A 12,868-nucleotide genomic window follows, 5' to 3' on the forward strand; every position below is an offset into this window, starting at 1 on the left:
GCAGAAACGGATCCAGCTACCACCAACAAAAAAAACCCAACACATAACCGCATTATTGCCACCGATTCCTCAGCACAAAGCTGAAATTGAAAATCGGATCCGCCATCTCTGACTGAATCCGATTTTTCATATTGTTATGATCAAATTATGCGACGGCTGATAATCAGAATAAGTCCTGCGGCGGCAATAAACCCCAGCGTAGTCGGCTCTGGAATTGTAGTCGCCCAGATAATCGTATCGCCGCCGGTCTCAATAGCATCCTGATAAGCATACAAGATCGATTCGCCATCTACCCACGATGCGTCCCATGTGTCGTACAGCATCGACTGTCCGCTACTCCAGCTAATATTCCCCTCTGCAACCAGAGCGGAAAAATCCGAGACATGATCGCCATCCCAAACCAGCGTTCCCGCATCAATCAACACGCTGCCGTTATCCACCGCAAGCTCACCTGTTACATTCAGTGTACCGCCCAGTAGGCTCATGGCTCCCGTTCCTTCCTGACCGGCCACAGATACATCACCGATTGCAAGATTCAAAAACACAGCGCTGGCGGAATCGTCCATCGTGAACGTACCCTCGCCTAGTCGTTTGCCAACAACCACGTCGTCGGATAACACATTCAAAGCCCCGTCACCGGAAAGCGTAAGAACTCCGTTTCCGTTTCGGGTGTCTGTTCCTCCGTCGCCGCCAAGCCAAAGGCGCGAATTGAAGGTTGCCGTGCCTCCGGATATTTCCAAAATGCCAGTACTCTCATGACCCAAAGTAACCGTACCCGCCGAATTGAACGCTCCGCTCTTCAGCTGAACGGTGCTCGATCCTGTGTCATCATCTCCTCCCAAGCCGATTTTTGAGACGCCCTGCGCATTGAGCGTCCCGCCGTCAATCACCGTCAGACAGTTTGCGCGCGCCGTGTTCCCGTCGGCATACGTTGTCTTAACTGTCAGTGTACCAGTTTCGATTTTGTATCCGCCTCCGCTTCTCGATCCACCCGTCAGCTTATCAATCGTCCGATCGGAATCGATGACAATCAGATCCGCCATACCGACTCTGTTTTTCGCCTCATCCGACGCCCCCGGAACAACGCCGCCCGCCCAGTTCTCCGCTGTACTGAACAGCAGATCCGTACCGCCGTCCCACAGAATCTGCGTGCCCGATGCATGCATCACCAAACCGGCCATAGCCGATAAAATTACTACTCCTGACATTCTTCTCATAGTTTTCTCCTTGTTTGTTTTCACCGCCCCGGCAAAGGATAACTGCCCGCATCCATCTAGCCAATGACCAAAACTTATAGTCAACACGCCGGGCGGTTTTTACAAAACCACTCTACTCCACAATAACTCGATAAAACGCCTGCGGTTCAGTGATCTCGTTCGTGATGACCATGGCACCATCAATTCCCGGAACATTCGTTTCGATATTGCTCCAGAAGCCTTCAACCAGATCCGGGCAGCTCTGAATGGCATACATGGCCGAGGAATCCCCCTGCCAACTCACCACACTATTCGTTTCACTCAGCACCAGCGATATGCTGCCGATCTCAACGGGAGTATTCGTCGTTGCAGTGGATGATACCCACACCGTTGTTTTCCCAACATTCAGATTATCATAATCCGCGAACAGAACACCGGTGTCATTCGTCCAACTGGCCGCATACGTCTCGGAAAGCATCTCCTGCCCATTGGTCCAGCTGATGTCCCCGGCCGCAACCAGAGCGGAAAAATCCGCAACATGGTCGCCGTCCCAGACAAACGTTCCCGCATCAATCAGCACGCTGCCATTATCAATGGCAAAATCTTCCATGACATTCAGCGTGCCGCCCAGCAGGTTCATGGCTCCCGATCCTTCCTGACCGACAACAGATACATCACCGATTTCAAGATTCTTAAATACCGCACTGGCGGAATCGGCCATCGTGATCGTACCTTCGCCCAACCGTTTACCAACAACCACGTCGTTGGATTGCACGTTCAATACCCCGTCGCCGGTAAGCGTAAGAATTCCGTTTCCGTTTCGAGTATCTGTTCCTCCGTCACCACCCATCCAAAGGCGCGAATTGAAGGTGGCCGTGCCTCCGGATATTTCCAAGATCCCCGTACTCTCATGCCCCAAGGTAACCACATCCGCCGAATTGAACGCCCCGCTCTTCAGCTGAATCGTGCTCGTTCCTGTATCATCATCTCCTCCCATGCCGATTTTTGAAACGCCCTGCGCGTTGAGCGTACCGCCATCAATTACCGTCAGACAGTTTGCACGCGCCGTGTTCCCTTCGGCATAAATAGTTAACACATTCAAGGTGCCTGCATCGATCTGGTACCCACCCCCGTTTCTCGATCCACCAGTCAGCTTCATAACCGTCTGATCGGAATCGATGATAATCAGATCCGTCATGCCTGTTTTGGTTTTCGCCTCATCCAACGTCGCCGGAACAACGCCACCCACCCAGTTCTCCGCCGTACTGAACAGCAGATCCGTACCACCGTCCCACAGAATCTGCGCGGCCGTAGCGTGCATCGCCAAACCGGCCATAGCCGATACGATTACTACTCCCAACAATCTTCTCATGACTTTCTCCTTGTTTGTTATTTGCCCCGCCAAGGGTAATTGCCCGATACATGTACTTCTGAAAACAATTTTACAACCTTCTGGAAGCCCTCTCCTTAGCTGTTTGTAGAGAGTGGCAAATCCTCGCTAAAAAAATCTACTGGCCGTTTGGCCGCTATCCGGAGAAAAACCGCATACGATTGCCAATGGTCAAAACGGTTAATCTACACGCCGGGCGGTTTTTACAAAACCACTCTATTCCAAAACAATTCGATAAAATGCCTGTGATTCAGTTACCTCATTCGTGATAACCATGACACCGTCAATCCCTGGCATATTCGTCTCAACATTGACCCACGAACCTTCAACCAGATTCGACTTGCTCTGCATCGCGTACGTAGCAGAGGAATAGCCCTGCCAATTCAACACAATATTCGTTCCGCTCTGGGAAACCATCACAGGGGCATTTCTTACAACCACCGTGATATTTTCGGTTTTCGTAAAATTTTCAGCCAGATCAACCGCCTTGACTTTGATCAAATGCGCTCCGTCGGAAAGCGCCGTCGTATCATAATCGAACTGATACGGGGCGACTTTGTCCTGCGCAATCCATACGTTATCAACAAACAACGCCACCCGCTTTATTCCAATATCATCCTCCGCATCCGCAGTAATCGAAATAATGCCCCCGAGATAGTCCCCTTCGCGGGGAGAAGTCAGCGTTATAGACGGATCCTGATCGCCGCCCAATTCGATCAACTGATCATACAAATCAAAATCAGCCAATTCACAATCGGGATTTTCGGCCGAACCGGTATAGGAGTCATAGCCCCCCGGCAGCTCAAGCCATGTGGCATTGTACTCAATCGCCCGCTCGATGGTCGCACGCAGATCCACCACCCGGTCGTAGGTCGCCGTCTGGAACCCAATAACCGTTCCTAACGTTTCGTTCAGGCTGATCATATGATCATACATCAGCTGGTAAATTTCATTGCCGGCCCAGCTCGGATCAACCCGAAGACTGTTGTTCTGAATAGCCGCCAGATCTCCCAACGTAGCCACACAATAGTCCATGATATCCGTGGTAACATTGATATCTTTCTGCAATTTCTTATTCGAGTCTACGTATTGATACGGATTAAAGGCATAGCTGGAAAAGGTGTTCGTCCAGATAGCGGCGTGGTCGTCAATGGCCTCTTTCTGCGCAGCAATATCCTTCGCCTCAGTATAACCGCCATCGATTAAATCATTGCGTACCTCCTCAACATTCGTTTGACGGATCATCGGCTCGGCATACTGGGTCATGCAGCGAGAAATCGACACGGTCGTGACACGGTCGTCATGATCATAGCGGGCAGCCAGCCGCTGCATCATATTCCGGTAATACACCCCGAAGCTGTCCGTCCACCAGTAAGGTACCTTCAGTGTGTCGCCGTCATCGGTATAGTCATACCAACCAATATCATTTTTGATCCAATCAGGCGTGTGAATGCCGGCAAAAAACCGAAGGAACACGCTGTGTCCATGGAGTTGAGCTTCGGCTAGAGCGGCATCGATTACGGAATAATCATACGTGTTTTCAGCCGGTTGCGTATCGTCCCAATAGACATTGATTACAAAATGATCCACAACATCGGCCCATCCGGACGCACTGTTGATTCCCCTCCGGTCAACCAATCCGCGCATTTGCGCATTCCCGCTCGAAGCGTGGAACAGAACCAATATGATTAACAAACTGAATATTTTTTTCATCAACGAGTCCTGTTTCCCTTAACACCTTCTCTACCTTGTATCCTCCGGAAGGATTCATTCCTTCTCAGAACATACCATGATCCTGTTCGTCCGATCGTCGAACCTAGTCCAGCTTCACCCACACAAAATCGAGATTCTCAGGAACATTCACGGAGAGCACGCTGTCCGCCAAGCGGGCAGTGCCGCGACCGCCAAGGATCGTCGCATGACGGACAGGCGCTGTGTATCCGCTCAAATCCAATTTGTATTCCGCCGATGCATTAAGTTCGCGAAACAGCAATGCGTAGCCACCCGTCCCATCTACTGCGGACGAAATAAAACCGGTCCACGCCACGCCGTCGGGAGCCTCTCCCACTGGAAAAATTGACCCGCTGTGCATCCGGCTCCGCTCAGCCTTCCATGTCGACACCAATGGTTGCATCTGGTTGGTATACTCCGTAGACAGATTCGACACCTCGAACCACCCTAGCGGGCAGGACATCATCACCATAGCAAAAAGAGTATCCGGACGGTACAGCGCCGGAGCCAGCGGATCGCCCTTGTACTTGTCCGCATTGCGCATATTGTTCAATATCTCCATGCGCAGCCGTAGCGGATCCACCGTCTGCGACAGCATCCAAAGATTGCGCAGTGTCTGGTGCGGCCAGTAGCGGTGTGAATCGGTATAGCGGTTCTCGACAAAAAGCGGACCGATGTCCGGCATCCCGAAATATCCAGGGCGAATCTCCGCCGTTACATCAAGGTCGAACACCATTGCACCATCCGCCCCTTCAAGCATACGGTCAAACATTGCCCGCTGGCAGCGGAGCGATTCCGCATTATGCGTCTTCATCGAGTCGATCTTAAAATAATCGATGCCCATCTCGTGGTGAAGTTTCAGTAGATGGTCGGCATCTTTCCGCCAGTTCTCAGCATCGTTGCTTGAGTCTGGACCAAACCAGAGACCGAATTTCATGCCCCGGTCGCGCGCGGCCGAAACAACAGGTTCCAATCCATTGGGAAAACGAACAGGATCGGCGTCCCAAAAATCTGGATCCGCCGCCCAATAGCCATTCCAAACCCCCTTGCCACGTGCTGAAGCAGAGTTGGCCGAACGTCCTTTCTGCCATCCGTCATCAATCTGCACCACGTCCACACCAAGCGCCGCTCCCGCCTCGACCTCTTTAAGTAAAAAAGCTTCGTTGATCCGCGCGTCGCGCGAGCGGTCCCCCCAGGTATTGCTAAGGAAAAGTCCGTCGCGGGCGGGCCGATACTCGCGCAGACAGCGCTGAAACGCATGCAGCGCACGTGTGCGGCCGGTATGCCCACCGCAATATCCGAGCACCGCGACAGGGTAGCCGTTGAAGAACGAATCGATCGACCGCTTCGCCGGGGCGACGTGAAAATCGACTTCCTCTTTGTTCTGCCGTGCATGTGGCAACGGTGCGAGTTTAAGAAAGACCAGCCCTGAATTATCGATCACGTTCTCCGCCCCAAGCACACATCCCTGAACATCGAAACTCTTCTCATTGGGCATCAGCAGCCACTCACGTTCGGAAACCAACTCGTTGTGCTTGTCGGTCTGATCCATCAGCGTCACCTCCGTAACACGCAGGTGCAAGGGAGCCAGCATTAGCGTTTCTGCGCCTGCAACGGATCCTCCCTTTCCATTTTGCTCGATAAGAACACCCGATGCCTTTGGGAAAAGCCAGAGCGAGGTCTTCTGCACGGCGCGGCCCTCAACGGTTATCTCCAAATGAAGCCCCTCTGCGCCCACGATGCTGCGCCGATCGATCATTGCCTTCACCGCCAACGTGCCTGATGCCTTCGCCTTCCGGGAAGAATCCGCGACCCACTCAATGTCGGGATTTTTGAGCAAAAACGACACCGGAACCAGTCCGGTTCCGCCGGCCGCCCAGGTGCGCTCAAACAGCGTGTTGCCAACGGTCAACCGCCCGTCGCCCCATGTGGCGCAACACCCATCGAAATCCACTCTCTCAGCATGTACAAAAGAAACGACCCCTAAAACCGCGACCCCTAAAACTGTTTTCAAGTTGGTCATCTCATGTCTCTTTGATGCCCGATCGTTACATCTTATTTGTACCTAAAGGGCTACGACGATGCTTTTGCTCAGCTCATCGAACGAAAGCTTTCCAGCATAAGGAATCACGATGGAGCGACGGGCTTCCAAGGTCTGAATGCCGCCGTCTCCAAACACCGGAAGATTGTATTCCTTCGTCTCATCGCTCCAGTTGAAAATGCCCAGGACGATTTCCTTGCCGCGGCGGGCGAGCAGCAACTCATAGCCATCGGTTTTATTCCTGCCGTGTTTCCAGAAATCGAGCGGAACGGTTTCGTCCATGGACGGAGAATCAAATACCTCTTTGACGAGCGCCTTGCGCTCGCCGCGCAGCGTCATCAGGTTGTCAGAGTGCAGCCGGCACATTCCGTATAGCTTGTTGTAGTCGGCCCACATTCGGGCCTCGTTCATCGCCATGCTGCCGCCGTGCTTCACCCTGTTCTGGGATACCTTTGCATCCTCATCGGCGGCTTCGCGAAACACGAGATAGTCGCAATCGCCGTTAAAGACCTTTCCCGCGAGATAAAAATTTCCGGTGTTGGCGAGGCAACGCTCGGAGAACGCCTCATAGCGCGGATGGATATCGCCACCGGTGCGCATGCCATCGACAAAGCCAATGCATGGACCAAACACGGCTGAACAGCCGAGGAAATAGTTTTCCTGCCCGATGGCATCCCGCAACGTCTGCATGCCAAGACGGAACCGTTCCACACCAGTGAGTGATGGATCGTACGCCACAACTTTTTTCACACCCAGTTCCTGCTTAAGCTCGATTTCCAGGCCATAGCGCATAAAGTCGACCTTGAAGTAGCGGATGCCCCATTCCTCCTTCATCGTTCTGACGCATTCGGCGATGTAGGCCCGGGCACCGGAATGCGAATAGTCGAAAAAAACATTATTCAGGACGCGCTCCGTCTTCTGCTGGGTATGCACAATCATCTTGCCTTCCTGGTCGTGCAGGAAATATTCAGGATGGGCTTTACAGATTTCAGAAGCGGTATCGCCGCGGAACCCATCAAAGTGCAGCCCCGGCATCTTTCCTTCACTGGCGATGCGATCAGCGATGGCTTTGATGCCGCCTGGCAGGTCAGGACGCACGCTGGTATAGTCGCCGCGTTCCGTCCACCAGCCGCCATCGATCTGGATCAGGTTGCAATCGGGATCCAGCTTATTCAGTTCATCCATATTTCCGAAGATGTCCTCTTGCGAAAAGACTCGACCATAGTAGTCCCACGTCGCCCATCCCCTGAACTCAACATCCTTCAGTTTCCCGATGCCGTTTGCCTTTGCAATGGCCTCTCCAAATGAATCGAGCATCTCCAGCCAGCAAGATGAATGGGTCAGAACAATCTGCTCATACTGAATGCTCTGGCCCGGTGCAAGCTGCTTACCTTCACCGTCGGAGCGTATAACAAACGCGTTGTCCTCCAGCGTAAAAACCGGCAGAAAGATGCGCCATGAAAGCGATCCGGCAAAAACGAACTGATCCTCTCCAAGCCGAACCATTTCATACATGAAGCTCAGGCTATCCTTTCCCTGCTTTCCCACGGCATGGCAGCGCATCGTACGTTGGTTCATGCAACTGCTGCCGCAGACCATTTTCATCTTGTCTGAGAGCGGTTCTGTGATCGGCACCTTGACCATGATCTCCGATAGGGTCAACGTTTCCTCCCCCTCATTGGAAAGGGTTATTACCAACCGATGGAAACCGTCATTCGCATTCTTAAGTTCCTTTACAACAGCGACCGGATGATCCGCCTCCACAGCCACCGTGATGCCGTTCCATTCCTGCGGCGCCTTTGCCGAGGCAAACACGTTCGCCCCGATGATCAGTCCTAACCAAATATGTTTCATACCTCTCCTTCATTTAACCGGCAGCTACTCGCTCATCTGCGGAATGTTCAGCCATGGCTTTCGTCTTTAAAACATGCACGTATCCGGGCTCTCTATCGCTTATGAGCATCCCCATGTTGCCCGTTCATTTTTTTCAGGGGGAAATTAAAGTTAGGGTTTGGCGACTCCACCCGGGCCGACTTCAGCAAAGCAGTCAGCTCTTCAACCACCTCGGGATAGTCTTTCGCCACGTTCACGCACTCTGCCGGATCGCTCGAGAGATCGTATAACTCGATCTCCGAATCTGGATCAACCGCGACTTCGTACCGCACGCCCTTCCACTTTCCCTTTCGGATGGCCAGCCGGCCTTTGGTATCGTGGAACTCCCAGTAAAGATAATCGTGCCGCCTCTGCCCGGATTGCCCGAGCAGGGTCGGCAGAAAGGAGATCCCGTCAATGCCTTCCGGGACCGTCTTGCCGGCGAGTTCCGCGGCGGTGGGCATCATATCCCAGAACGCGGAGAGATGCTCCGATACCGTCCCCGCCTTCACGGTTCCCGGCCATCGGGCAATCATCGGCACATGGATGCCTCCTTCATAGAGATCGCGCTTTAAGCCGCGTTGCGAACCGTTGGAATTAAAATAGGCCGGATCGTGGCCGCCCTCTTGGTGCGGACCGTTGTCCGAGGTGAAAATGATCAGCGTATTATCGTCAATACCCAGTTTCTTTAATTTGGCCGTGATGTCGCCCACATAGTCGTCGATACAGTTGACCATCGCAGCGAACGCCGCATGCGCTTCGGGCTGCGAGCCATATGCAAACTTACGGAAATCGGGTCCGCCGTCGGTGCCTTCATACGAACTTTCCGGCAGGAACTTTCCGCGGTATTTTTCCATGTATTCTTCAGGTGCGAACATTTCAGCATGGGGCTGTACAAGCGCGTAATAGCAGAAGAATGGTTTATCCTTATTGTCCTCAATAAAGCGCATCGCCTGTTCATGAATCAGCGTTGGAGCATACTCTTCCGTTTCCAGACCGAAGTTGCCCCAAAGCATTTCGCGCTGATCGTCATTCCAGAGAAAATAGGGATAGTAGTGGTGCGCCTGCCGCTGGCAGTTGTAGCCATAGAAACGATCAAAACCCATCTTCAACGGCTCGCTGGCCGTGCCCGGCGCGCCCAGCCCCCATTTGCCGAACACCCCCGTGGCATAGCCTGCTTCCTTGAGCATGTGAGCCATGGTGCAGGTATCGCCCGGCATCGGTTGCTGCCCTTCCGGGTTGAATGCAGCGTTGCCACGAACCGCCGCATGCCCGGTGTGCAGACCGGTCAGCAGCGCGCAACGCGAAGGAGCGCACACGGTGCTTCCTGAATAGTGCTGGATAAATTTCATGCCTTCGGCCGCCAAGCGGTCAATGTTCGGCGTCTGGAAATGGTTCTGCCCGTTGCAGCTTAAATCTCCGTATCCAAGATCATCCGCGAGAATATAAATAATATTTGGCGCGCGGGCAGCCATTACTGAAACAGCGGCCATCCCGGCCATAAAAAGACAGATTCGTTTGATCATTCGTACACATTTCATTTTTTTTCCTCGCCTGATACCTAGTTGCCATAAGAAGCACCGCTTGACGGCTGCCCTATAAAAAAGAATAGGTGAAGAGGTTGGCAGAAAATGAAGAGAAAGGTCAACTGGCCGTATAGCCACTGATAGCCAACGGCTTCGACTCACACAAAATCCAATTGAAACAACTGGATGTACAAACTGCGCCACCGATGCAGCACAACAACTCTTATGGAATCAGATAATGCCAGCCCTGAGCGCTTTGGCAACGGCTCCGGCCTGGGACTGAACCTGTAGTTTTTCGTAGATTCTTGACAGGTGAAAGCGACCGGTTCGATGGGCGATATCTAGCGCATCAGCAATCTCCTGCACGGATAGGCCCTTGGCCAGTTGCTCAAGCACTTCAACCTCGCGATCGGAAAGATCGAACTCTTCGGATGGCTCCGGCTTCCGCATTTCCTGAAGAACGATTTTAGCGATGGAAGGACTTAACGCTGCTCCACCAAGGAAAACATTCTGAAGGCCCATGAGGATTTCTTCGTGACTTGCGGTTTTAAGAAGATATCCGGTGGCCCCTGCATCCAGTGCATCCAGCACCTTCTGCTTGTCATTGAAAACCGTCAGGACAACCACCGTAATTTCGGGTGCAACTTGAGTCAGTTTCTGAATACCTTCAACGCCTCCCATCCCCGGAAGTCCCAAATCCATCAGCAACAGATCCGGATGGACGTCTTCGTCAATGGTTTCAAACAGATCCTCGCAGGAAGGAAAAGTCCGGGCACAGGTAATATGGTCTACCCGATTCAGCATCCGTTGCAGAATGCGGCGAAAGCCGGTGTCGTCTTCGACAATCCAGATATTAAAGGGAATCATAAAACCGGCTCCTTAAAATTAAATAAAAATCAATACGCCTGCTGTCTGACCTGCTCATATGAAAACACACCGGAATTTTAGTTCGAGGTTGAATAGGCCTTCGAAGGCTCTCCGACCAGTTTTGAGAACGGGATGGACAAACGTATTTCCGTCCCCTTGCCGGGCGCGGATTGAATATGCAGTATTCCGCCCATTTCCTCCGCCCGTTTCCGCATATTTTTCACGCCCCACCCTCCGGTTGCTGCGTTCGGATCGAATCCGCGGCCATTATCGACCAGTACGATCAACAACTGCCCTTGCTCGATGAAAAAGGACAACCACGCCTGGGTTGCTTCCGCATGACGGACGCAATTATGGACTGCTTCCTTGAAAAACATCTGAAGATGCCTTTTGTATACCAGAGAGACCTCAACGTCCGGACACTCCTGCGAGACATCGATCGAGAGACGAATACCACTCATCACCCGCTCTGCGCGTTCAACCATTTTCCGGATCAGCTCCGGCAGACTTATTCGGTTTTGATCGACCACCCACACCACCTCTCGCAGCGAGGCACACGCTTCCCGCGCGAGCAGTGAAAGATCGAACATATCCTCCTTCAAATCCTCTTCAACCACCGAAGAACGCAACTGATCCGCCATAAGCGAAATGCTGCCTAGGTTGCTGCCCACTTCGTCGTGCAGATCCTGCGTGATCCTGAGCTTCAGTCTTTTCAATATCTGTTGCCGTTGCATCCGGAGGAATCCCCACCCGCCCAGCAAAGACAGCACCAGAACAACAAGACCTGCAATGCTCAAGCGAAACTGGAGAGTGCGCCACGACTCTTTTGCAACTGTTAATTTCTGCTCTACAACTGTTAATCGCTGATCCAACGGCCGACGCAGCGCCAATCCCCTAATCCATTCCCCCTCGGGAAGAATGCGGCAACGGCGACTGCATCCATCGACCAGGCGCGGCAACTGAGGGAGGTATCTCTCAGGGATACCACGTGCGGTCACCTTGGATCCCATCGACAGAATCTTGCCGAGTTCGGCCACGGAAATTTCACCTAATCCCAGAATCGGCCGCCCTTTGAACTCAGACAGATTCCTTAGTGAAATTCGAATGTATCGACCTTCATAGCCTTTGCATATGACCGTGAGGAGGTTGTCATGAAACAACTGTTCTCCCGCGTCTTTCACCTCAATGATTCTGGACGTACTGAAATCGGGATCGGGCGAAAGCTCCACGGTAATCTCGCCCGGGAATCCGAACATGGAAACCGCCATCTGCCCCGGCGCTTCGGCCGGCCAGAATTCTATTCGTCCAATCTTTTGGGTTACGCCGAGATCCATCAGAAACTCAACCTGCTCAGACACAGGATCGTGGTCCTCGAACGTCACCATAAAATCCTCTTCAACATCCGTTTGCCCACTTAACGGAAGCCCGAAACCTACTGCCCCATCATAGAGATAGGTCTTGTCCCAAAGAGGATAAACTGAAAAAGAGTCAGAAACCCGGATATCCACCACATCCCACCAAAAGGTCATGTTGTCGCCCATCTCGCCATTTTCCAACCTTCGGAAAACATATATTTCACCCAGCGCATAATATCCCGCACCCGATTCCCGTTCCAGCAGGGGAACCGTCATGCGCACCTGTTTAACCCTACGCTCCGTTACATCAAAGAACACCGGATAAGGTCCTGGATCGGGGAAATCTTCATCCAGCCAGTTTGCGATCTCCACCCATTCATCGAGCAACGGATCATCCACCCAATGCCCGGTCTCTTTGTCGCCCTTCCACCTGCGACCAAGCACTTTGGCCTCGATCTCAAAGCGCTTCGGAAAGGCGTAGGGTCCTCCGCCTGGATTCTTGGAGTTGAATGCAGGAGCCAGGGCGATTGAATACAGTTTGGCATAAAACGTCTTCCACTCCACCTCCAGTTCGTGGTGGGCGTTTGAGAGCGAGGATGAATCCCCAAAAGCAGAATGATACCCCAAACGATCGGGGAGCGGTTGCGGATCATGCTTCGGCAGCACGGCAATCTGTTGAAGGAGCCGCTCCCGTTCGGCCGCAAGCTGTAAGATTCGCTTATGAGGCCAACGGCTCAGGTTCAGCTTTTCAGCATCCCGCCTCGCCCGCCACTCTTCCGGATTACGGGCATCAACCGATTCCTGTTCTCCAGCAACGGCAAATGAAACCATGGCCGCAACCAAAGCAATCCAAATCCGTTCAACATGCCAAAACCGTTTCAACTATGCTC

The 12,868-nt window shown here is 52.7% G+C and carries 8 protein-coding genes; all 8 read right to left on the reverse strand.

Annotation, left to right across the window (positions count from 1 at the left end; genetic code table 11):
• Positions 1-140: 140 nt before the first annotated feature.
• Positions 141-1,217: a hypothetical protein gene (locus SCARR_RS14385; RefSeq protein WP_136062373.1), complete on the reverse strand. Its 1,077-nt coding sequence runs from the start codon at positions 1,215-1,217 to the stop codon at positions 141-143.
• 112 nt (positions 1,218-1,329) lie between these two features.
• The gene (locus tag SCARR_RS14390) at positions 1,330-2,568 is read right to left on the reverse strand and encodes a hypothetical protein (RefSeq protein WP_136062374.1); all 1,239 of its coding nucleotides are present in this window, start codon (positions 2,566-2,568) and stop codon (positions 1,330-1,332) included.
• Between the two features lie 234 nt (positions 2,569-2,802).
• Positions 2,803-4,299 (reverse strand): Ig-like domain-containing protein, encoded by a 1,497-nt coding sequence (locus tag SCARR_RS14395; protein ID WP_136062375.1) that lies wholly within the window; start codon positions 4,297-4,299, stop codon positions 2,803-2,805.
• A 103-nt stretch (positions 4,300-4,402) separates the two neighbouring features.
• Positions 4,403-6,340, reverse strand: a complete 1,938-nt coding sequence (locus SCARR_RS14400) for an alpha-galactosidase (RefSeq protein WP_136062376.1) — start codon at positions 6,338-6,340, stop codon at positions 4,403-4,405.
• 42 nt (positions 6,341-6,382) lie between these two features.
• Positions 6,383-8,212, reverse strand: a complete 1,830-nt coding sequence (locus SCARR_RS14405) for a glycoside hydrolase family 36 protein (protein WP_136062377.1) — start codon at positions 8,210-8,212, stop codon at positions 6,383-6,385.
• A 92-nt stretch (positions 8,213-8,304) separates the two neighbouring features.
• Positions 8,305-9,771: an arylsulfatase gene (locus SCARR_RS14410; RefSeq protein WP_136062378.1), complete on the reverse strand. Its 1,467-nt coding sequence runs from the start codon at positions 9,769-9,771 to the stop codon at positions 8,305-8,307.
• A 216-nt stretch (positions 9,772-9,987) separates the two neighbouring features.
• Complete coding sequence (locus SCARR_RS14415; RefSeq protein WP_136062379.1) at positions 9,988-10,623, reverse strand: response regulator; 636 nt, start codon at positions 10,621-10,623, stop codon at positions 9,988-9,990.
• Between the two features lie 77 nt (positions 10,624-10,700).
• Positions 10,701-12,860 carry a sensor histidine kinase gene (locus tag SCARR_RS14420; protein ID WP_136062380.1) on the reverse strand — a complete coding sequence of 720 codons (2,160 nt, stop codon included), beginning with the start codon at positions 12,858-12,860 and terminating at the stop codon, positions 10,701-10,703.
• Between the last annotated feature and the right edge of the window lie 8 nt (positions 12,861-12,868).

Origin of the sequence: Pontiella sulfatireligans (assembly GCF_900890705.1) — a bacterium.
Lineage (GTDB): Bacteria > Verrucomicrobiota > Kiritimatiellia > Kiritimatiellales > Pontiellaceae > Pontiella > Pontiella sulfatireligans.